Annotated in this window: 20 protein-coding genes; 16 read left to right on the top strand and 4 right to left on the bottom strand. The window is 63.4% G+C overall.

Annotated features, from left to right (window positions below):
• The first annotated feature begins 33 nt into the window (after nt 1-33).
• The 6 genes from ACFSDX_RS14135 (at nt 34) to ACFSDX_RS14110 (ending at nt 6,032) form a co-directional block, all read left to right on the top strand.
• Entirely contained in the window at nt 34-924 is an 891-nt protein-coding gene (locus tag ACFSDX_RS14135; protein WP_382314590.1) for a helix-turn-helix domain-containing protein, read from the top strand.
• Nucleotides 925-1,001: 77 nt separating this feature from the next.
• On the top strand, nt 1,002-1,739 hold the full coding sequence (locus tag ACFSDX_RS14130; RefSeq protein ID WP_382314588.1) for an SDR family oxidoreductase: 738 nt from the start codon (nt 1,002-1,004) through the stop codon (nt 1,737-1,739).
• A 144-nt stretch (nt 1,740-1,883) separates the two neighbouring features.
• The gene (locus tag ACFSDX_RS14125; RefSeq protein ID WP_382314586.1) at nt 1,884-2,759 is read left to right on the top strand and encodes an aldo/keto reductase; all 876 of its coding nucleotides are present in this window, start codon (nt 1,884-1,886) and stop codon (nt 2,757-2,759) included.
• Nucleotides 2,760-2,997: 238 nt separating this feature from the next.
• Nucleotides 2,998-3,414: a rhodanese-like domain-containing protein gene (locus tag ACFSDX_RS14120; RefSeq protein WP_382314585.1), complete on the top strand. Its 417-nt coding sequence runs from the start codon at nt 2,998-3,000 to the stop codon at nt 3,412-3,414.
• Nucleotides 3,415-3,601: 187 nt separating this feature from the next.
• Nucleotides 3,602-4,522 carry a bestrophin family protein gene (locus ACFSDX_RS14115; RefSeq protein WP_382314584.1) on the top strand — a complete coding sequence of 307 codons (921 nt, stop codon included), beginning with the start codon at nt 3,602-3,604 and terminating at the stop codon, nt 4,520-4,522.
• Nucleotides 4,523-4,595: 73 nt separating this feature from the next.
• A complete protein-coding gene (locus ACFSDX_RS14110; RefSeq protein WP_382314582.1) occupies nt 4,596-6,032 on the top strand; it encodes an amidohydrolase family protein in 1,437 nt (478 codons plus the stop codon).
• 154 nt (nt 6,033-6,186) lie between these two features.
• On the opposite strand, the gene ACFSDX_RS14105 is transcribed toward ACFSDX_RS14110, so the two are convergent.
• Nucleotides 6,187-8,046, bottom strand: a complete 1,860-nt coding sequence (locus ACFSDX_RS14105; protein WP_382314580.1) for a beta-N-acetylhexosaminidase — start codon at nt 8,044-8,046, stop codon at nt 6,187-6,189.
• 201 nt (nt 8,047-8,247) lie between these two features.
• Between ACFSDX_RS14105 and ACFSDX_RS14100 the strand changes: the two genes are divergently transcribed.
• Nucleotides 8,248-8,850, top strand: coding sequence for a carboxymuconolactone decarboxylase family protein (locus ACFSDX_RS14100; RefSeq protein WP_382314578.1), 603 nt, complete (start codon nt 8,248-8,250; stop codon nt 8,848-8,850).
• 91 nt (nt 8,851-8,941) lie between these two features.
• On the opposite strand, the gene ACFSDX_RS14095 is transcribed toward ACFSDX_RS14100, so the two are convergent.
• Nucleotides 8,942-9,703, bottom strand: a complete 762-nt coding sequence (locus ACFSDX_RS14095; protein WP_382314576.1) for a YqjF family protein — start codon at nt 9,701-9,703, stop codon at nt 8,942-8,944.
• Nucleotides 9,704-9,870: 167 nt separating this feature from the next.
• Nucleotides 9,871-10,194, bottom strand: coding sequence for a rhodanese-like domain-containing protein (locus ACFSDX_RS14090; RefSeq protein ID WP_382314574.1), 324 nt, complete (start codon nt 10,192-10,194; stop codon nt 9,871-9,873).
• Between the two features lie 54 nt (nt 10,195-10,248).
• On the opposite strand from ACFSDX_RS14090, the gene pnuC reads away from it, so the two are divergent.
• The 3 genes from pnuC to ACFSDX_RS14075 are packed head-to-tail and all read left to right on the top strand — an operon-like array spanning nt 10,249 to nt 12,344.
• Nucleotides 10,249-10,911, top strand: coding sequence for a nicotinamide riboside transporter PnuC (pnuC, locus tag ACFSDX_RS14085; protein ID WP_382314572.1), 663 nt, complete (start codon nt 10,249-10,251; stop codon nt 10,909-10,911).
• A gap of 3 nt (nt 10,912-10,914) precedes the next feature.
• Entirely contained in the window at nt 10,915-11,442 is a 528-nt protein-coding gene (locus ACFSDX_RS14080) for an AAA family ATPase (protein ID WP_382314570.1), read from the top strand.
• Nucleotides 11,443-11,462: 20 nt separating this feature from the next.
• A complete protein-coding gene (locus ACFSDX_RS14075) occupies nt 11,463-12,344 on the top strand; it encodes an aldose 1-epimerase family protein (protein WP_382314568.1) in 882 nt (293 codons plus the stop codon).
• Nucleotides 12,345-12,485: 141 nt separating this feature from the next.
• On the opposite strand, the gene ACFSDX_RS14070 is transcribed toward ACFSDX_RS14075, so the two are convergent.
• Nucleotides 12,486-12,713, bottom strand: a complete 228-nt coding sequence (locus tag ACFSDX_RS14070) for a hypothetical protein (protein ID WP_382314567.1) — start codon at nt 12,711-12,713, stop codon at nt 12,486-12,488.
• A gap of 383 nt (nt 12,714-13,096) precedes the next feature.
• On the opposite strand from ACFSDX_RS14070, the gene ACFSDX_RS14065 reads away from it, so the two are divergent.
• The 6 genes from ACFSDX_RS14065 (at nt 13,097) to ACFSDX_RS14040 (ending at nt 20,314) form a co-directional block, all read left to right on the top strand.
• Nucleotides 13,097-15,589, top strand: a complete 2,493-nt coding sequence (locus ACFSDX_RS14065) for a TonB-dependent receptor (RefSeq protein WP_382314565.1) — start codon at nt 13,097-13,099, stop codon at nt 15,587-15,589.
• A 225-nt stretch (nt 15,590-15,814) separates the two neighbouring features.
• A complete protein-coding gene (modA, locus tag ACFSDX_RS14060; RefSeq protein ID WP_382314563.1) occupies nt 15,815-16,573 on the top strand; it encodes a molybdate ABC transporter substrate-binding protein in 759 nt (252 codons plus the stop codon).
• Nucleotides 16,574-16,695: 122 nt separating this feature from the next.
• Complete coding sequence (gene modB / locus ACFSDX_RS14055; protein ID WP_382314561.1) at nt 16,696-17,373, top strand: molybdate ABC transporter permease subunit; 678 nt, start codon at nt 16,696-16,698, stop codon at nt 17,371-17,373.
• A gap of 105 nt (nt 17,374-17,478) precedes the next feature.
• Nucleotides 17,479-18,291 (top strand): ATP-binding cassette domain-containing protein, encoded by an 813-nt coding sequence (locus tag ACFSDX_RS14050; RefSeq protein WP_382314559.1) that lies wholly within the window; start codon nt 17,479-17,481, stop codon nt 18,289-18,291.
• A gap of 135 nt (nt 18,292-18,426) precedes the next feature.
• The gene (locus ACFSDX_RS14045; protein WP_382314557.1) at nt 18,427-19,662 is read left to right on the top strand and encodes an acyl-CoA dehydrogenase family protein; all 1,236 of its coding nucleotides are present in this window, start codon (nt 18,427-18,429) and stop codon (nt 19,660-19,662) included.
• A gap of 40 nt (nt 19,663-19,702) precedes the next feature.
• Nucleotides 19,703-20,314, top strand: a complete 612-nt coding sequence (locus ACFSDX_RS14040) for a hypothetical protein (protein WP_382314555.1) — start codon at nt 19,703-19,705, stop codon at nt 20,312-20,314.
• Nucleotides 20,315-20,320: the final 6 nt, after the last annotated feature.

Genomic DNA, 20,320 nt, shown 5'->3' with positions numbered 1-20,320 from the left:
GCAGCTGCCCCGCCCCGGTCGTAAATTTGGAATATGCACACGCTCACCACCCGGCCGCCGATACCGATATACCCATTAGAGCGAGACGAAATGACCGGGGGCAGCTCGTTCTCCATCGTGCGCTCGGCGGGCGAGCTGCCCTACGAGCCCGACGTGCTGCTGCCGCACCGCAAGGCGTACTACATGCTGGTTTTTACGAAGCAGGCCACCGGCCGCCACTGGGTCGATGCCGTGCCCTACGTGCGCCAAAACCACGCACTCTACTTTTCGAGCCCCAGCCAGCTGCTGGTGAAGGAGGAGCCTACGCCCTTTTGGGGCGCCCGCATCATGTTTACCAACGAGTTTCTGGCCTTGCAGCAAAACGCGGCGTTGCGCCACCTGCCGCTCATTCAAAACCCGCAAAACGGCCACGAGCTGGCCCTCGCGCCGGCCGACGAAGCCGTGGTAGACGACCTGCTGGCCCAGCTCGAGGCCGAGCACCACCGCCCCGGCGAGTGGCAGCACCCCCTGCTGAGCGCCTACCTCACGGTGCTGCTCACCTACCTCAGCCGGCTCTATACCGAGCAGTTTCCGGGTGGCGAGCCCTCGGCCGACCAGCGCCTGCTGCGCACCTACCGGGCCAGCATCGAGGAGCACTTCCGCGAGCGGCACGAGGTGGGCGCGTACGCCGAGCTGCTGCACATTTCGGCGGGGCACCTGAGCGAAGTGGTGAAAGCCCAGAGCGGCCGCTCGGCCATCAAGCACCTGCACGAGCGCCTGGTGCTGGAAGCCAAGCGCCTGCTCTGCTACACCCCGCAGTCGCTCAAAGAAATGGCCTTCGACCTAGGATTTTCAGATGCTTCGTACTTCAACCGCTTCTTCAAGCGCGAAACCGGCGTGACCCCGGCCGAGTACCGCGCCAGCATCCGTAAAATGTACCAGTAGTACCGCGAAATGGGTGCCAGGCGCACCCATGAGGCCCGGTAATTTTGTGCTGTTAATTCCACTGACTAACAGTCCCCATGAAAACTGCCCTCATCACCGGTGCCAACAAAAGCATTGGCTTCGAAGCTGCCCGCCAGCTCCTCCAGCAAGGCTACTACGTGTACCTAGGTAGCCGCGACGCCCACAAAGGCCAGCAGGCCGTGGACCAACTAAAAGCCGAAGGCCTCACCCAAGTCGAGCCGCTCGTTATCGACGTCACGGACAGCGCCTCCATCGCCGCCGCCCGCGCGGCCCTAGGTCAGAAAACCGACGTGCTCGACGTGCTCATCAACAACGCCGGCATCCTGGGCAGCATGTCGCAGCCCGCGCTTACCAGCAGCATCGGCATGATTAAGGAGGTGTTCGACACCAACGTGTTCGGCGTTATCGAAGTCACGCAGGCTTTTATCGACCTGCTGCGGCAGTCGCCCGCGCCGCGCATCGTCAACGTCACCTCGGGCCTGGGCTCGCTCACGCTGCACAACGACCCTAGCTGGAAGTATTACCCAGTGAAAGGCGCCGCCTACCAGCCCTCCAAAGCGGCCCTGAACGCCTACACCATCATGCTAGCCTACGAGCTGCGCGATACGCCGTTCAAAGTAAACGCCGTAGACCCCGGCTACACCGCCACCGACTTCAACCACCACAGCGGCCCCGGCACCGTGCAAGACGCCGCCGCCCGCGTGGTAAAAGCCGCCGTGCTGGGCCCCGACGGCCCCACCAGCCAGTTTTTCAGCGACGATAACGCGCCCGAAACCGGTATCAGCCCCTGGTAGCCAGCCGGCGGCGTGCCGGCAAAAAGTGAAATATTCACCAGTTATCTGGCGATGGCGTGGCGGACCTTTGCGTAGCCTAGGCGCTACCACGCCATCGCCACCCGCTACCACCAGCGGGGCCTTCCCCAAAGTAAATTTTCGTTTATGTCCAGTACTCTCATCATCGCTCCTAATTCGGCCCAGCCGCTCACCGTCAACCGCATCGGCTACGGCACCATGCGCCTCACCGGCCCCGGCATTTGGGGCGAGCCCGCCGACCGGCCGCAGGCCCTCGAAGTGTTGAAAACGGCCGTGGCCAACGGCGTCAACTTCATTGATACTGCCGACTACTACGGCGACGACATCACCAACCGGCTGATTGCCGAGGCGCTCTATCCCTACGCCAAAGACTTGGTAATCTGCACCAAGGTGGGCGCCACCCGCAACCCCGCCGATAAAAGCTGGCCGCCCTTCAACCGGCCCGAGCAGCTGCGCACCAGCATCGAGCGCAACCTGCGCACCCTGAAGCAAGAGGCCGTGCAACTGGTGCACTTCCGGGTGATGCCGGGCGCCGAGGTGCCGTTTGAGGAGTCGATGGGTGCCATGTACGATATGCAGCGCGAAGGCAAAATCCAGCACGTGGGCGTGAGCAATGTTACCCCCGAGGAGCTAACCGCCGCCCTGGCCCTGGGCCAGGTAGCCAGCGTGGAAAACATGTACAGCTACGCCCAGCGCACCACCATGAATGATGGCCACGGCGAAACCCGCGGCGGCGAAGTACTGCCGCTGTGCGAGCAGCACGGTATTCCGCTGGTGCCCTTCTTCTCGCTGGTGCACGGCCTGTCCAACGCTGGCAATAAGCTGGCCGAGCTGGCCAAGCAAAAAGGCGTGACCGAAGCCCAGCTCAACATTGCCTGGCTGCTGCACAAGTCGCCGCTGCTGCTGCCCATCCCCGGCACCACGTCGGTAGCCCATCTGCGCGAAAACCTGGCCGCCGCCGACATTGAGTTGAGCGCCGAGGACATGGCCTACCTAGGGTAAGCGCCACCTGGAAGCAACTGTTAAAACCGCCTGTCACTGCGAGCCTAGGTTCACAGTGACAGGCGGTTTTGCGTAAGTCTTAAAGTAAAAGAACACCGGTACTGACCGCGCTACCTAGCAAATAGGGACCTAGGGTAGCCCACTAGCGGCCACCGGGATAATCCCAAGGCGTGGTCGCACCGAGTAGCTTTACGCAGTGTTCTTACCCTGGTAAGCTCATCTTGCCCCTTCCACACTCATGAAACGTATTTCTTTGCTGCTACTGGCCGGGCTGGCCGCCGCCTGCAACCAGCAGCCCTCGCAACCAACCGCTACCACTGCCCCCGCGGCTGCCCCGGCAGCCACCACCCCGGCAGCTACCGCCCCCACGGCCGCCATCAACACGCCCGCGGCCAAGCAGCTGCTGACTAAGCCCACCACCGAGGTGCTTGATGTGCGCACGCCCGCCGAGTTCACGACGGGCCACCTAGCCCAGGCGCGCAACCTGAACGTGAAGGACGACGACTTCGCCCAGCAAGTGGCCAAGCTCGACACCAGCAAAAGCTATGTGCTGTACTGCCGCTCGGGCAAGCGCAGTAGCAAGGCGGCCGACATCATGTATCAGCAAGGCTTCCGCCACGTGGTGAACGGCGGCGGCTACGACGACCTCAAGTAGGGAGCCGCTAAGCGGCGGCCCTAGGTGCTGGTACCTAGGGCTTCTGCAAAGCCAGACTGCTCCTGCTTCCGCCGCCGCCACTGCCTTGGCAGCGGCGGCGAGAGTTTGAGAAGCCCCCGGCGGATTTTCGCGGTCAGCAGCTGGCTCCGAAAACCCGCCGGGGGCTTCGGTCGTTGGGAAGGCAACGATGATTATTCGGCCCAAAGACAATTGGCTGCGGCTACTCTTCGTGTGGCGCGGCTCGGTGCTACCGCAGATACTGCCGCGGCTGGGGGTGCTGCTGGCGCTATCGGTGGCCGTGGTGCTGGCGCACGGCCGGCTGTTTGCCTACAAAATTCCCCTCACGGCGGCGCCGTTTACCTTGTTTGGGGTCACGCTGGCCATTTTTCTGGGCTTTTACAACAATGCCAGCTACGACCGTTTTTGGGAAGGTCGCAAGCTGTGGGGCGCCCTGCTGAACACCACCCGCTCGCTCACGCGGCAGGCGCTCACCCTGGAGCCCAGCCCAGGCGGCACACCCGAAGCGGCGCATTTTGTGCGGCTGCTCATCGCCTTTGTGCACGCCCTCAAGCACCAGTTGCGCCGCACCGATGCCGCGCCCGACCTAGGTCGCCTGCTGCCCGCTCCGCTGGCCCACACCGTGCAGCAAGCCACCTTCAAGCCCATGTTGCTGCTGCTCGAGTTGGGCCGCTGGGTGCAGCAGCGCCACGGTGGCTCGGCGGCCGGCCTGGGCGCGCAGCTGGCCTTCGACCACAACCTCAACCAGCTCGCCGACATTGTGGGCGGCTGCGAGCGGCTGGCGGGCACGCCCATTCCGTTTACCTACAGCGTGGTGCTGCACCGCACGGTGTACATGTATTGCTTCCTACTGCCGTTTGGGCTGGTGGATAGCACGGGCTGGGCTACGCCGCTGATTGTGGCCTTCGTGGGCTACACCTTTATGGCGCTCGATGCCATCATGCGCGACATCGAGGAGCCTTTTGGCCTAGGTGCCAATGACCTGGCCTTGAACACCATGAGCCACATGATAGAATCGACCTTGCTGGAAATGGCCGGCGAGCCCCTGCCGCCCACCCTGGCGCGCCGCGACCAGTACCTGTTCGACTAGCTGGCTATCGGTGGCGTAGTTCGGCGCCATCATGCCGCCTACATTTGCCGCACTTGGTTTTCGCTCGCTGCCTATGAAGCTGTCTTACTTACTCCTGGGCTTGAGCACTGCCGCGCTGCTTACTGCCTCCAAGCGCCGCGCTGCGCCGCCCCAAGCCTACGACTTGGTTATCAACCATGTAACGGTGGTAGATGTGGAAACCGGCCGCCTGCGCCCCAACCAACTGGTGGCCGTGGCGCAGGGCAAAATCGTGCGCGTCGAGCCGGCTGGCAAGGCCAGCTACGCCGCCCGTCAGCAGCTCGATGGCACCGGCCGCTACCTCATGCCGGGCTTGTGGGATATGCACGTGCATTTCCGGGGCGGCGACAGCCTGGTGGCCGCTAATAAAAAGAGCCTGACGCTGTACCTGGCCCACGGCATCACGACGGTGCGCGACGCGGGCGGCGACCTCACGCCCAGCATCTTCCAGTGGCGGCGCGAAGAAGCGGCGGGTACCCTGGCCGGCCCGCGCCTCTTCACCTCGGGCCCCAAGATTGACGGGCCGGGCGCCACCTGGCCCGGCTCGCTGGAGGTGACCACGCCCGCCCAAGTCGGCCGGGCGCTCGACTCGCTGCAACGGCTCAAGGTCGATTACGTTAAAATTTACGACAGCAAGATTTCGGGCGAGGCCTACCTCAGCACCATCGCCCAGGCCGAGGCGCGGGGTATGAAAACCACCGGCCACATGCCCTATTCGGTGACCCTAGGCGAGGCCGTGAACCGTGGCCTCGACGCTACCGAGCACCTGTACTACGTCTTCAAAGCCTGCTCGGGCAAGGAGGACAGCCTCACCGCGCTGGTGCGCGCCAGCATGGCCACGCCCAAGCCCCTGGGTCTGTTTGCCATGCTGCCCGCCGTGTACGACACGTATAGCCCGGCCGCCGCGGCCCGCATTTTCCGGCTCATGGCCGCGCACCACACGGCCGCCGTGCCCACGCTGGCCATCGGCAAAACGCTGGCCGAGCTCGGCACCACCGACCACGCCCACGATACGCTGCTGGCCTATATCGACCCCAAAATTCAGCGTACCTACGCCCGCCGGCAGGCCGGCGCCCGGCAGCAGTCGGCCACCGCGCGCGCCTTCACGCAGAAGCTGGAAGCCAAGTTTATGACCCTGGTGCCGCAGATGCAGGCCGCGGACGTCACCATCCTGGCGGGCTCCGACAGCGGGGCGTTCAACTCCTACACCTACCCCGGCGCCTCGCTGCACGACGAGCTGCGCGAGCTGGTCCTGGCCGGCCTCACGCCCGCCCAGGCCCTGCGGGCCGCCACCCTCAACGGCGCCCGGTTTATGGGCGTGGCCGACCGCACGGGCACCATTGCCGTGGGCAAGGACGCCGACTTATTGCTGCTGACGGCTAACCCATTGACTAACGTAGCCAACGCCCGCAAAATCGCCGCCGTGGTATCGCGAGGCAAGGTGTATTCGGCGCCGGCGCTGGTCGGGATGCTGCGGGGTATTAAGAATTAGTGCGTTTTTAACGACCTTACTACTTGTTTAAACTGTCATGCTGAGCGAAGTCGAAGCATCTCTACCGCACCGTCCAACGGTGCGGTAGAGATGCTTCGACTTCGCTCAGCATGACAGGAGGCTTTTACGCAGAGGTTGTACACTGCACGAACTGCTACTTCACCAACAGCTCGGCGGGCGGACTTTTGCGGCCGTTGGGCGCGATGGTGACGGCCCGCACCAGCAGCTGCCGGCCCAGTGGTACAGACAAGGGTTTGGTGTAGAGCGCGGTGGTTTCGTCGGGTATGAGGCCGTCGAGAGTGTAGCGGATTTGGGCGCCGGGCACCAGCGAGCGCAGCGTGAATACGGCTTTGTCGCCTTGCTTCACTAGGCTCAGGCTGTCGAGGCCCAGGGGCTCGGGCACGCGGTAATTGATTTTCTTAGCGTCGAGGCGGGCGAAGTGCTGGCTCATGCGCGGCACAAACTCGGGGTAGCTCTTGCGGGCCGCCGGCGTCCAGGCCACTTCCGATACGGCTAGCAGGCGCGGGAACAGCATGTACTCCACCTTGTTGGGGGTCGTGACGTACTCGGTCCAGAGGTTGGCCTGCGGGCCCAGGATGTGCTTTTGCTGCGCGGGCGTGAGCTCGGCGGGCAGCGGGTTGTAGTTGTAAATCTTATCCAGCGGCAGGTAGCCCGAAATATGCAGCGGCTCGTTGGGGCTGTGGGGCACGGGGTTTTGGCCGGCGTCGATGTAGAGGTAGCCGGCCGGCGACATTACCACGTCGTTGCCGTGCTTGGCGGCTTCGATGCCCGCTTTTTCGCCGCGCCAGCTCATGACGGTGGCGCTGGCGTCGATGCCACCTTCCAAAATCTCGTCCCAGCCGATGAGCTTTTTGCCCTTCGTGGCCAAGAATTTCTCGATGCGGCGGTTGAACCAGCCCTGCACCTGCTCGACGTCGGTGAAGCCCTCGCGCTTCATGATTTCCTGCACGGCGGCGCTTTCCTTCCAGCGGGTTTTGGGCGCTTCGTCGCCGCCAATGTGCACGTACTTGCCCGGAAACAGAGCCGCAACCTCGGTCAGCACGTCTTCGAAGAAGCGAAACGTGGGCTCGGTGGGGCACACGATGTCCTCGTTCACGCCCCACATCGTCCAGGGGGTGTAGGTGCCGGGCCGGCAGGCCAGCTCGGGGTAGGCGGCCAGTACCGATACCGAGTGGCCCGGCATCTCGATTTCGGGCACGATGGTGACGTAGCGGCGCTGGGCGTAGGCCACTACGTCCCGAATCTGGTCTTGAGTATAGAAGCCGCCGTAGGCCTGGCCGTCGTACTTGAAGTCAGTCGGTTTCTTAAACGTTTGCTGCGCGCCAATCAGCGTTTCCTTGCGGACGGCACCGGCCTGGGTCAGCTTGGGGTACTTCTTGATTTCGATGCGCCAGCCCTGGTCATCGGTGAGGTGCCAGTGAAAGGTATTGAGTTTGTAGCTGGCCAGAAAGTCGATATATTTCTTCACAAAATCGACCGAGAAGAAGTGCCGGCTCACGTCGAGGTGCAGGCCGCGCCATTGGAAAGCCGGCTCGTCGGCGATGCGCACGTAGGGCAGGCTGGCGGTAGCATTGGGCCGCGGCGGCAACAGTTGCAGCAGCGTCTGGCTGGCGTAAAAGAGCCCCGGCCCGCTGGCCGCCGTGAGCACCACGCCCGCCTTATCGACTACCAGCCGGTAGCCCTCGGCGCTGGGCACAGTACTGGCCGTGAGGAGCTTAATTTGGGCGGTGGCCGCACTGCTGGTAATGGTCACCGTTTTGCCCAGCGGGGCCAGCATTTCCTGGAGCAGGCCAGCCACGTTCTGGGCGTCTTTGCCGGGGGCGTAGATGCTGATTTTCTGGGGCAGCGCGTAGGTGCCGGCTGAGGTGCTCACCTCGCGGGGCAGCGGAATGAGACCTAGGCGCTGGGCGGGCTGCTGAGCTAGTGCGGGCAGGCTAGCTAGTAGGCTAGCGGCCACTAAACTGGCTAACCGGGTAGGATGCGAAACGAGCATAATGGACTAAACTAGGTAAGAGGCAGCAGCGAAAGTACCAGCCTAGCGGGAAGTGCCGCTTGCGGTAAGCGGCCGAAGCGCTGGCCCGAGGCCGTGCCGGCGCCCGTGGCGGGGCCAGCCGCCGGGCCCCGAGGTAGCCGCGGCGAGCCGTTACCCGTATGCGTAGCCCAACTATTTCCGCGCTCCGCGCACCCTCAAGCGATGGCAACCTTTGAAGACAACCTAGGCGGGCGGCTGGCCCTGCTCAACCCCGACGACCTGAAATCGGACCAAAAAAAGCTCTACAACCAGCTGCAAGACACCATGGTGCCCTGGGCCAAGAAGTCGGGCTTCCAGGCCACGACCTTCGACGACCGCCTGGTGGGCCCGTTCAACGCCATGCTGCGCAGCCCGCTCATCGCTAAAGCCCTGATGGGCGTGACGGCCGCCGAGGGCGAGCATACTTCCCTCAATGAGAAAGTGCGGCAGGTCGTTATCCTGACCGTGGGCGCCGCCTGGCAGGCCGCGTACGAGCTGTACGCTCACACCATCGTGGGCCGCCAAGCGGGCTTCGACGATACTACGCTTCAGCAGCTGGTAGCCGGCCAAAAGCCCGCCACGCTCTCGGCCGATGAAGCCGTGGCCTACGACTTTACGCACCGCCTAACCACTACGCACCAAATAGATGCCTCGCTATACGAGCAGGCCGTGGTGACCTTCGGCGATAAGGGCGTCGTGGACCTGATAGTGCTGGCCGGCCAGTACATGACCATCAGCGGGTTGCTCAACACTTTTGCGGTGCCCGCGCCCACGGCCACTACCTAGGGCGGCGCATCTAAAACGGTTGTCGTGCTGAGCGAAGCCGAAGCACGACAACCGTTTTGCCTTAATTCCAATTACATTTTAAAACAGCAGCTTACACCCGCTGCAAAGCCCAGAGGCTGACGTGCAACGGCCCGCCCGCGTGCAACACGGGCGGGCCTGCCACTGGCGGCAGGCCGTGGCCTTCTATCAAAGTAGAGTCGAAGCTCAGCAGCTCGACGCTGCGCAGCGGCCACGGGTCGTGCGAGATGCGCCCGCGGTACAGCCGCTGGCCCTGCTCGCAGGCGGCGTAGAGGCAGTAGCGCTCGGTGAGAAAAAAAGCTAGCGAGCCCGGCTCGGCGGGCGGCAGCGCGTCGCCGAGCTGCCAGGTAGCGCTGAAGTGCGCGTGCGGTGCGCCATTGTGCACGCGGTGGCCGGTGTAGCGCAGCTGTTCCGGCGCCGGCCGCTCCAGGGCTAGCTGTGCCCGAAAGTAGGGCAGGTGGAAGAACGTGCGCGCCGCCCACACAGCCAGCGCGTTGGTGGCATCGAGCGAGAAAAACCACACGCCGGGCACGCCGTCGAGGTGCACGTAGGTGCGCACGTTCAGCTCCAGAAACTCGCGCACGCCGGGCACGGGGGGCGTCACGCGGCTGCGCACGTCCCACATCCGAAACGGCACGATGGCCAGCCACGCCATGCCGTCGTGGGTATCGACCTGCAGGCGCGGCGGTAGGTGGGGCTGAATAACTTCGGCCGGCACCGGCCAGTGCATGAATAGCAAATCGCCCCATTCCTGGTACATGAGGGGCCGGCTGGCGGGGCGCTCGCGCTGAGCCAGGCGGTCGGGGAGGGTGGGGGAGAGAGGCGAGTGGGGCATAGTAGCTAGGAGCCGGTGGTCAGTGCGAGGAGGAACGACGAAGCAACCTTTCCTTTTACGAGCGCTTTACGGAGCCAGCGGGAAGGAAAGGTTGCTTCGTCGTTCCTCCTCGCACTGACAACTGATTCTACTACGCAGCAGTTTACCAGTAGTACACTGCCTTACTATTAATACATCGCCACCGTTGGGTCCACGTCGCGGCTCCAGGCGTCGATGCCACCCTTCAAGTTAAGCAGGTTTTGGCGACCTAGGCGGTGCTGCAAGTAGCCCAGCGCCTGCGCCGAGCGCACGCCGTGGTGGCAGATGAGCACTACCGGCCCATCGGGGCGGATTTCGGCGGCCCGGCGCGGCACCTCGCCCAGCGGAATGAGCACGCTGCCCGCGATGCGGCAGTAGTCGAATTCCATTTCCTCGCGCACGTCCACGAGCTGAATGTCTTCGCCGGCCGCCAGGCGGGCATGCAGGGCGGCGGGAGTAAGGTCGGGTAGCATGGCGCAAAAGTACCCTGCCGGGCTACCTTGCGCGGCTTTTCTGCCCGCCCCGCCATGCTGCTCGTTGACTTTACTACGCTACCCGCCGACATCCTGGCCGCCGTGCGCGGCACCGACCCGCTCGAAGTAGCCGGCGTGGTCACCGGCATCGTCTGCGTGTGGCTGGCGGCCCGCAGCCACATCTGGAACTTCCCGGTGGCCATCGTCAGCTGCGGGTTTTATCTGTTCGTGTTCACGCGGGCCCGGCTGTACTCCGATGCTGGGTTGCAACTGGCCTTCATCGGGCTGGCGATTTACGGCTGGTGGGCCTGGCTGCGGCGGCAGCGCCAGGGCAGCCCGCCCGGCCCGCACCCCGAGGCCACGGCGGTGGCGCTGCCCATCACGCGCACCGCGGCCGGACTGTGGGCGCTGCTGCTGAGCGCCGGGGCGGCGTATGCCCTAGGGGCCGGCTACCTCTTCGCCACGCACACCGACGCCGCGCTGCCCTACTACGACAGCGCCACTACGGCCATCAGCCTCGTGGCGCAGTACCAGCTCTCGCGCCGCAAAATCGAAAACTGGCTGCTCTGGATAGGCGTTGATGTCGTGTACGTAGGCATCTATTGGCACCGCGGGCTGGCTCTTACTAGCCTGCTGTACGCCGTGTACTTAGGCCTAGCCGCCTACGGCTACTGGCAATGGCTGCGCGAAGCACGGACAAGTAAGGTTAGTGTGTAAGCAATGGGTTCTCCTCCAATTCGCATCTCCATCACCGGGCCCGAGTCGGCGGGCAAGTCCACCCTGGCCGCCGAGCTGGCGGCGCACTACGGCACGGTGTTCGTGCCCGAATACGCCCGCACCTACCTCGAAGCCCACGGCCCTGGGTACGCGCCCGCCGACCTCGAAGCCATTGCCCGCGGTCAGCTCGCGGCCGAGGATGCGGCGGCGCAGCAAGCCACTAAGCTGCTCTTCTGCGACACCGATTTATTGGTTATTAAAATCTGGGCGGAGAATGCCTTTGGCACCTGCCCGGCGTGGGTCGAGGCCGAGCTGGCGCACCCGCGCTACGCGCTTACGCTGCTGCTGGCGCCCGACTTACCGTGGTCGCCCGACCCGCTGCGCGAGCACCCCGACCCGGCCCAGCGCTGGCATTTTTACAACCTATACCGCGCCGAGCTAGTAAGCCGAGGGTGGCCTTTTGCCGAAATCAGCGGCGCGCCCGCCCAGCGCATCGCGCTGGCCCGGGCGGCCATCGACGGTTTGTTTTAACCCCTTTTTGCTTTTCACCGATGCCTACTCTCTCCTCTGCCACTGCCCGCGTGCACATAGCCGCGCACGGCGCCGAGCTTACCAGCTTCGTGAACCTGGCCACCGGCCTCGACTACGTGTGGCCCGCCGACCCCGCGCAGTGGGCGCGCCACTCGCCGCTACTGTTCCCCATCGTGGGCAAGCTGCCCGAGGATACGTATCTGCATAATGGCCAAGCGTATAACCTCTCGCAGCACGGCTTTGCCCGCGACCAGGAGTTTCAGCTCATCCACGAAGAGGCGGGCAACCTGACCTTTCAGCTGATGCACAGCGAGGCCACCAAGGCGTTGTATCCGTTTGAGTTTGAGCTGCGGGTGAGCTACACGCTGCGCGGCTCGGCGCTCACGGTGGGCTGGCACGTGCGCAACCCCGCCGCGGCCGAGCAGGACTTGCTGTTCAGCATCGGGGCGCACCCAGCGTTCAATTGCCCCCTAGGGCCTGAGGCGGGCCAGTTTGCCGACTACGCCTTTCACTTCGACCACCCCGTGACCTTGCAACGCCACCTGCTACGCAGCGGCCTGCGCAACGGTGAAATGGCCCCGGTGCTCGACCAACAAGCTACCCTGCCGCTCAGCTACGAGCTGTTTGCCGACGATGCGCTGGTGTTCGACCACTTCGATTTTACCCGCATCACGCTGCAGAGAGCCAATAAAACCGGCCCCTTCGTGCGGATGCAGTTCGACGGCTTTCCCTACCTAGGGCTGTGGACCAAGGGGCCCGGCGCCAACTTCGTGTGCATCGAGCCCTGGCAGGGTGTGGCTAGCCCTGTGGGCCCGCCGCAAGAACTGAGCGACAAAGAAGGTATCATGACCCTGGCGCCAAGCCAGATGTTTGATTGCAGCTACACGATTGAGATTGGCTGAGCTAACTATATAAAAGAAATTTGTCATTGCGAGGAGGAACGACGAAGCAATCGCATCAGGACGAGCCGTTCGGGTTCTGCCTAGGTGCGATTGCTTCGTCGTTCCTCCTCGCAATGACAAGCGTATTTACTTCTTCACCTGCTACACCTCCACCGGGCGCCGGCGGTTGTAGTCAGGCTCCCAGTCGTTGATGGGGCGCGAGATGCCGGGCGGCAGGTCGAGGTCGGGCAGGCCGGGCTCGTGGGGCTCGCCGCCGCCATCGTCGCCGTCGGAAGGCGGGGGGGGCGGCGGCACCCGCCGCCGCCGCGGTAGTACCATAAACAGGGTAAATACCGCGAGCATAACCAAGGCGAAGAGTAGCTGATGCATAAAGCGGAACGGTAGAAGAACCAACAAGCGGTAGAAACGAGGGGCCAGGAACGAGCGGAGCCGACTTTGGCAACGTAAACGCGCCGGCCCGCGTTGCCCCGCCTCTTAGCTACAAGCTAAATTAACTGATGCTCAGCAAACGGAAAAGCAAAAGGCCACCCCAACGGGCTACCTAGGACTAAAAAATTCGGGCTTGGGCGGTGCGGTGACGTACCTTTGCGCTGTGTTTAGGGGTGCTAGCCGGGAATAACCCGGTCGGCTGAGATTACACCCATTGAACCGGAACCGGGTAATGCCGGCGTCGGGAACAACCAATCCGCGAACGTTTCTGCCTGTGCGCCGACCCCTGGGGCGCGGGTGCGTGTTGCTTTTCTTAGTTTAAGTTGCCAAAAACTGTACTACTGGCCGGTGCCGCCCTCCTCGGGTTGGCTTCGGCGCCAGCCTGGGCGCAAGGCCCCGTGGCGGGCACCATCACCGATGCCCGCACGGGCGAGGCGCTGCCCGGCGCCACCATTTTGCTCGATGGCGCGGCCATCGGCACCACCAATCCAGCCGGAGCTTTTAGCCTGGCGGCGGTGCCGGCTGGGGCGCACGAGTTGCGCATCACGTTCCTGGGGTACGAGCCGCTGGTGCGGGTGGTGCAGGGCCGCGCCGAGGCGCAGCAGCTCAGCGCGCAGCTCCAGCCGGGCGGCGTGCTCACGGGCGAGGCGCTCGTGACGGCCTCGCGCGCCAGCGACCGCACCGCCACGGTCTACACCAACCTGAGCAAGCAGGACCTCAACAAGCGCAACTTCGGCCAAGACTTGCCCTACCTGCTCGACCAAACGCCCTCGGTGGTCGTGACCTCCGACGCCGGGGGCGGCGTGGGCTATACCGACATCCGCATCCGGGGCACGAGCAGCACGGGCATCAACACCACCGTGAATGGCGTGCCGCTGAACGACCCCGAGAGCCACGGCTCGTTCCTGGTGAATCTGCCCGATTTGGCGTCGTCCATCAACAGCATTCAGGTGCAGCGGGGCGTGGGCACGAGCCAAAACGGCAGCGCGGCCTTCGGCGCCAGCCTTAATATCTCGACCCTTGATGTGCGCCGCGAGGCCTACGCCGAGACGCAGAACAGCTACGGCTCCTTCAACACCTGGAAGAACAACGTGTCGTTTGGCACTGGGCTGGTGGGCAAGTACTTCACGTTTGACGCGCGCTTGTCGCGCATCAAGAGCGACGGCTACATGAACCGGGCGGCGTCGGATTTGAAGTCGTATTACTTTGCGGCCGGTTATCAGCGGAAGAATACGCTGCTCAAATTCATCACCTTTTCAGGCCGCGAAAAAACTTATCAGGCTTGGAATGGCGTGCCCGAGCCGGCCCTCACTGGCAACCAGGCGCTGCTCCAAACCTACGTGGACAACGGCGAGCTAAGCCCCGCCGACGCCGCCCGCGTGCGCCAGGAGGGCCGCCGCTACAGCTACTATACCTACGATAACCAGACCGACAACTACCAGCAAAACCACTACCAGCTGCACCTCTCGCAGGGCCTGGGCTCGGACTGGAACCTAGGCGCCGCGCTGCACCTCACGCGCGGCTTTGGCTACTACGAAAGCTACCGCGCTAACCGCCGCTTTACCGACTACGGCCTGCAAAACGTGGTGCTGGGCGGCGACACGCTCATGCGCACCAACCTCATCGACCGCAAGTGGCTCGATAACTACTTCTACGGCGGCACCTTCGCCCTGAATTACCAGCCCAAGAACAACGAGAAGCTGCAAGCCACCCTAGGCGGCGGCTGGAACCAGTTCGACAACGACCACTACGGCGAGATAATCTGGGCGCAGTACGCTAGCACTAGCTTTCCGGGCCAGCGCTACTACGACAACACGGCCCGCAAAACCGACTTCAACGCCTACGCCCGCGCTACCTACCAGGCGCTGCCCTGGCTGGGTGTGTACGGCGACGCGCAGGTGCGCCGCATCGTCTATAAAATTGATGGCGTGGAGGACGAGCAAAATGACGTGACCACCCGCGCCAACTACACCTTCTTCAATCCCAAGGCCGGCCTCACGGCCAACCTAGGGCACGGGCAGCAGCTCTACGCCAGCTTCGCGGTAGGGCAACGTGAGCCGGTGCGCGCCGACTTTACCGACCGTCAGGCCGGCTACGCGCCCGCTCAGGCCGAGCGCATGAACGACTGGGAAGGCGGCTACCGCTTCACTCGCGCCGACCTCAGCTTCCTGGGCCCAAACACGGCCGCGCGCGTCGAGGCCAACGGCTTTTACATGAACTACCGCAACCAGCTCGTGAACACCGGCCAGCTCAACGACGTGGGCACCGCGCTGCGCACCAACGTGGCCCGCAGCTACCGCCGCGGCGTCGAGCTCACGGGCTTCGTGTCGGCCAATGACAAAATCAGCCTCAGCAGTACGCTCACCCTCAGCCAGAACCGCATTCAGGACTACCGCGACATCACGTACGACGCGAATTTCAGCCCCGTGATTTCGGCCGAGGGCCGCACCACTACCATCTCGTATTCGCCGGCGGCCGTGTCGGCCCACACCCTGGAGGGCCAGCCGCTGCCCGGCCTGCGCCTGGCATTGCTCTACAAAACGGTGAGCCGCCAGTACCTCGATAACTCGGCCAGCGACGGCCGCAGCATCGCCGCCTACCAGGTGCTCGACCTGCGGGTGCGCTACACCCTGCACCCCTCGTTTATGAAGGAAATCGAGCTGGCGCTGCTCGTCAATAACCTGCTCAACCGCGAGTACGTGGCCAACGGCTACACCTACGGCTACGTGGGCGCCAGCGGCAACCAGGAAACATTCAACTGGTACTTCCCGCAGGCTACGCGCAACTTCCTAGGTTCGGTGAATCTGCGGTTTTAAGTCTCTGGGCGCCAAACCCCACCCCCGGCCCCTCCCCTCCGGGAGAGGGTAGCCTGACGACTGAATGGCGTAAGCTTGCGGTCGGCTCCCCTCTCCCGGAGGGGAGGGGTCGGGGGTGGGGTTTGGCGTCCGGGCTTTTCACTAACCGAAACCTGGGGCGGGGTAGGGCTGTATCTTCGGGTATATAGCGGTGGCTCAAGGGCGCCGCGGCTCTTCCCCGCTCTTATGTTCCGCTTGTTTCTACTGGTTTTGGTGGCCCTAGGTGTTGGCTGGCCCGCTGCGGCGCAGCCGAAGGCCGCGCCCATCACCATTGCCGCCGCCGCCGATTTGAAGTACGTGCTTGATTCGCTGGTCACGATTTATAATAGCCAGCACCCGCAGGCGCGGGCCACGGTGGTTTACGGCTCGTCGGGCCGGTTCTACGAGCAGCTCAGCCACGGCGCCCCGTTCGATTTATTTTTCTCGGCCGATAGCGACTACCCGCGGCGGTTGCAGCAGGCGGGCCTCACGGCTGGCGCGCCGCAGCCCTACGCCCTGGGGCGCCTGGTGCTCTGGAGTAAGAAGCTGGACCCCAATGCAAAGGGACTAAATACGCTGCTCGACCCTCAGGTGAAGCGCGTGGCCATTGCCAACCCCGCCCACGCCCCCTACGGCAAGCGGGCCGAGGAAACGTTGCGCTACTACAAGCTTTATGACCAGGTAAAACCCAAGCTGGTGCTGGGCGAAAACATCGGCCAAACCGCCCAGTACGCCGCCACCGGTGCGGCCGATGCGGGCCTGGTGGCCTACTCGCTGGCGCTCAGCCCCGCGCTGCGCCGGGCGGGTAAGTTCTACCTCATTCCGGCCACGGCCCACACGCCATTGCAGCAGAGCTACGTAGTGCTGAAGCGCGCCAGCGGCAACGCTACGGCCACCACCTTCGCCGCCTTCATGGCCAGCCCGACGGCCCGGCAGGCACTGAAAAAGTATGGGTTCAACCTATAGCAAAATAGTCGTCATGCAGAGCGCAGCGAAGCATCTCGCGTGGCGCAGTAATCTCAACGCAATTATTTACTGCACCACGCGAGATGCTTCGCTGCGCTCTGCATGACAACTACTTCTAATTAATGCCTCCTGATTACTGGCAAACCCTGCGCCTAACCTTGGCCCTGGCGCTGTGCACTGCCGTGCTGCTGCTGGTGCTGTGCCTGCCGCTGGCCTATGCGCTGGCGCACAGCCGCAGCCGCCTGCGCCCGCTGGCCGAGGCCGTCGTGAGCCTGCCGCTGGTGCTGCCGCCCACCGTGATTGGCTTTTACCTGCTGCTGGCCTTCAGCGACAGCACTGCCCTAGGGCGCTTCCTGATTGAGAAACTGGGGTTGAGTCTGAATTTTACCTTCCCCGGCATCCTGGTGGGGTCGTTGGTGTACAGCCTGCCGTTTATGATGCAGCCGTTGCAGGCGGGGTTTCGGCAGCTGCCGCGCTCGCTCACCGAGGCGGCGTACACGCTGGGCAAGTCGCGGCTTACCACGCTCTGGCGGGTGCTGCTGCCCAATATGAAGCCCGCGCTGCTCAATGGCGCCGTGCTCACCTTCGCCCACACCCTGGGCGAGTTTGGGGTGGTGCTGATGATAGGCGGCAACCTGCCCGGCCGCACGCGGGTGGCGTCCATTGCCATCTACGACGAGGTGCAGAGCCTGCAATACGACCAGGCCAATGCCTACGCGGGCACGCTGCTGGCCGTGGCCTTCAGTATTTTGGTGGCGCTGTACTGGTTTTCTAAGAAAAACGCCGCCCATCTCTCCTAGCGTCGGCGGTGCCGTAGCGCGAACTTTAGCTACGCTGACTTTCAGTTGTAGTTCGCGTTTGTAAGCAGGCAGCCGGCCGAACCAGACGAAAGCGAACCTTACCCCGTGATTGAGTTTCACCTCACCAAAGCCCTGCACACCGCCGCCGGCCCGCGCACCCTCGACGTGGCCCTCACGCTGGCGCCCGGCGAGCTGCTGGCCCTCAGCGGCCCCTCGGGCGCCGGCAAAACCACGCTGCTGCGGATGCTGGCCGGCCTCACCCGGCCCGACGGCGGCTTTTTGCGCGTCGAAGGCCAGCCGTGGTACGATCAAGCCAGCCGCCAGTGGCTGCCGCCGCAGCGCCGCCCCCTAGGGTTCGTGTTTCAGGACTACGCCCTATTTCCCAACATGACGGTGCGCGAAAACCTGGCCTTTGCCGCCAGTGGCCAGCCCGCTGCCAGGCAGATTGTGAGCGAGCTGTTGGAACTGCTGGAGCTTACGGAATTAGCCACGCGCCGGCCGGCGGCGCTCTCGGGCGGCCAGCAGCAGCGCGTGGCGCTGGCCCGCGCCCTGGCCCGCCGCCCGCGCCTGCTGCTGCTCGACGAGCCGCTGTCGGCCCTCGACCTGCCCACCCGCCTGCGCCTGCAAGCCGCCCTGGGCGAGGTGCACCGGCAGTTTGGGCTCACCACTGTGCTCATCAGCCACGACCCCGCCGAGATAGCCCGCCTCGCCACTCGCGTGGTGGAGCTGGACCTGGGCCAGGTGCTGCGCGTGGGGCCGCCCGCGGCCGTGGCCGCGCCGGCTACGGTGGTGGGCCGGGTGCTGGCCGTGCTGCCCGTCGGGCGGCTGCGGGTGCAATTGCCGGGCGGCGCCGAGGTCGAAGTAAGCGGCACCGCCGGGGTAGGGGAGGAAATTGCGCTGACGGTGGTTTACCAATAGCGCGGCTAGGTGTACCGTGGACCCTGCGGGTCCGCGAGTAGGTAGCCCACCAAGTAGCCACTCGCACGCGGACCCGCAGGGTCCACGGTACATCTAGCCGCGCTACATTTGCCTCAACCTTAGCCCGCCCCGCCCATGTCCTCCATCGCCGACATACTCTCGCCCGAAGCCAAAGCCCACACTGCCCAAAAAGGCAGCACCAATTCCAACGGCTTCACCGATTATTTTGACCTCGATGGCCTGCTTACCGAGGAAAATATCCTGGTGCGCCAGAGTATCCGCGACTTCGTCAAAAAGGAGATTTCGCCCAGCATCGAGCAGTGGGCGCAGCAGGCGCACTTCCCTTCGGAAATCGTGCGCAAGTTTGGCAATGTGGGCGCCTTTGGGCCCACCATCCCGCAGGAGTACGGCGGCGGCGGTATGGATTACATCAGCTACGGCCTTATCATGCAGGAGATTGAGCGCGGCGACTCGGGCATGCGCTCCACGGCCTCGGTGCAGGGCTCGCTGGTGATGTTTCCCATCTACCAATACGGCTCGGAAGCGCAGCGCCGCAAGTTCTTGCCTAAGCTAGCCAGCGGCGAGTGGCTGGGCTGCTTTGGCCTCACCGAGCCCGACCACGGCTCGAACCCCGGCGGCATGACCACCAACATCAAAGCCGACGGCGATGACTTTATCCTGAACGGTGCCAAGCTCTGGATATCGAACTCGCCCGAGTGCCAGGTGGCCGTGGTGTGGGCCAAAAACGAGCAGGGCCGCATTAAGGGCGTCATTGTGGAGCGCGGCATGGAAGGCTTCACTACCCCCGAAATCCACAACAAATGGAGCCTGCGCGCCAGCATCACCGGCGAGCTGGTATTCGACAACGTGCGCATACCTAGGGAGAATATCCTGCCCAACGTGGAAGGTCTAAAAGGCCCGCTGAGCTGCCTCGATTCGGCCCGCTTCGGCATCGCCTGGGGCGCCATCGGCGCGGCCATCGACTGCTACGAGTCGGCCCTGAAATACTCGTTGCAGCGCGAGCAGTTCGGCAAGCCCATCGCTAGCTTCCAGCTCCAGCAAAAGAAGCTAGCCGAAATGATTACTGAAATCACCAAGGCCCAGCTGCTGGCCTGGCGCCTAGGTGTGCTCAAAAACGAGGGCAAAGCCACGAGCGCCCAAATCTCGATGGCCAAGCGCAACTCGGTTGAAATGGCCTTGCACGTAGCCCGCGAGGCGCGCCAGATTCACGGCGGCATGGGCATCACGGGCGAGTACCCCATCATGCGCCACATGATGAACCTGGAATCGGTGGTGACTTACGAGGGCACGCACGATATTCACTTGCTCATTACGGGCGCTGATATCACGGGTATTCAGGCGTTTAAGTAGAGTTTTATCCTAACATAAAAACGGCTGTTTCTTTCCGGAAATGGCCGTTTTTATGTTGGTTGGCTTATTTATGGGGCTCGATTCGGTAGAACTATTGGTGCGCTTCGAAAAATATTTCGAAGTAGAAGTGCCCGATGCGGTAGCAGAAACATTGTCTACCCCAGTTGACGTTGCCGCTTGGGTAAGTCAATATTTGAGCGTTCCCGTAGAGGCTATTTCACCTAGCCGAGAGGTTGTTGAGCGACAATTACAAACGCTGTTCGCTGAACATGCGCCAGTTGCGAACACTAAGTTGGCCGACTTGCTGCCCAGTGGTAAAGTTTGGGCGCGGTACGCTCAGTGGTTAGCTGACCAGATAAGCTGGCAGTTGCCAGAAATCGGCTGGTTGCGGCCGCCACGAGCGCGCGGCTGGCTTAATCAGTTATTCAAGTGGGCGACGGCCATCACGCCACCGGACCCAAATTCTTGCTACTTTGCGGACTTAATCGATTGGACACTAGCGTGTAATTATGAGTTTTTGCTAACCAAGCCCTGGCAAAATCAATACGAGGTGTTGCAGGCCATTATTGGCATAACAAGCGACTCCAGTGGGGTAGAAGTAAGCGAGATTAAGCCCGACAGTCGCTTTGTGTATGATTTGGGAATCGACTAAGTGAGT

The organism is Hymenobacter bucti (assembly GCF_042681145.1).
GTDB classification, from domain to species: Bacteria; Bacteroidota; Bacteroidia; order Cytophagales; family Hymenobacteraceae; genus Hymenobacter; species Hymenobacter bucti.
The sequence above is the reverse complement of the archived record's forward strand: the minus strand, read 5'-3'. Positions and strand labels throughout refer to the sequence as shown.

Excerpts from the sequence above, each read along its gene's own strand:
- ACFSDX_RS14080 (WP_382314570.1), top strand. The coding sequence starts at position 10,915 with ATGGGTTCTCCTCCAATTCGCATCTCCATCACCGGGCCCGAGTCGGCG.
- ACFSDX_RS14125 (WP_382314586.1), top strand. The coding sequence starts at position 1,884 with ATGTCCAGTACTCTCATCATCGCTCCTAATTCGGCCCAGCCGCTCACC.
- ACFSDX_RS14130 (WP_382314588.1), top strand. The coding sequence starts at position 1,002 with ATGAAAACTGCCCTCATCACCGGTGCCAACAAAAGCATTGGCTTCGAA.
- ACFSDX_RS14135 (WP_382314590.1), top strand. The coding sequence starts at position 34 with ATGCACACGCTCACCACCCGGCCGCCGATACCGATATACCCATTAGAG.
- ACFSDX_RS14045 (WP_382314557.1), top strand. The coding sequence starts at position 18,427 with ATGTCCTCCATCGCCGACATACTCTCGCCCGAAGCCAAAGCCCACACT.
- ACFSDX_RS14090 (WP_382314574.1), bottom strand. The coding sequence starts at position 10,194 with ATGCTACCCGACCTTACTCCCGCCGCCCTGCATGCCCGCCTGGCGGCC.
- ACFSDX_RS14110 (WP_382314582.1), top strand. The coding sequence starts at position 4,596 with ATGAAGCTGTCTTACTTACTCCTGGGCTTGAGCACTGCCGCGCTGCTT.
- ACFSDX_RS14095 (WP_382314576.1), bottom strand. The coding sequence starts at position 9,703 with ATGCCCCACTCGCCTCTCTCCCCCACCCTCCCCGACCGCCTGGCTCAG.
- ACFSDX_RS14120 (WP_382314585.1), top strand. The coding sequence starts at position 2,998 with ATGAAACGTATTTCTTTGCTGCTACTGGCCGGGCTGGCCGCCGCCTGC.
- ACFSDX_RS14115 (WP_382314584.1), top strand. The coding sequence starts at position 3,602 with ATGATTATTCGGCCCAAAGACAATTGGCTGCGGCTACTCTTCGTGTGG.
- modA (WP_382314563.1), top strand. The coding sequence starts at position 15,815 with ATGTTCCGCTTGTTTCTACTGGTTTTGGTGGCCCTAGGTGTTGGCTGG.
- ACFSDX_RS14070 (WP_382314567.1), bottom strand. The coding sequence starts at position 12,713 with ATGCATCAGCTACTCTTCGCCTTGGTTATGCTCGCGGTATTTACCCTG.
- modB (WP_382314561.1), top strand. The coding sequence starts at position 16,696 with ATGCCTCCTGATTACTGGCAAACCCTGCGCCTAACCTTGGCCCTGGCG.
- pnuC (WP_382314572.1), top strand. The coding sequence starts at position 10,249 with ATGCTGCTCGTTGACTTTACTACGCTACCCGCCGACATCCTGGCCGCC.
- ACFSDX_RS14100 (WP_382314578.1), top strand. The coding sequence starts at position 8,248 with ATGGCAACCTTTGAAGACAACCTAGGCGGGCGGCTGGCCCTGCTCAAC.
- ACFSDX_RS14075 (WP_382314568.1), top strand. The coding sequence starts at position 11,463 with ATGCCTACTCTCTCCTCTGCCACTGCCCGCGTGCACATAGCCGCGCAC.
- ACFSDX_RS14040 (WP_382314555.1), top strand. The coding sequence starts at position 19,703 with ATGGCCGTTTTTATGTTGGTTGGCTTATTTATGGGGCTCGATTCGGTA.
- ACFSDX_RS14105 (WP_382314580.1), bottom strand. The coding sequence starts at position 8,046 with ATGCTCGTTTCGCATCCTACCCGGTTAGCCAGTTTAGTGGCCGCTAGC.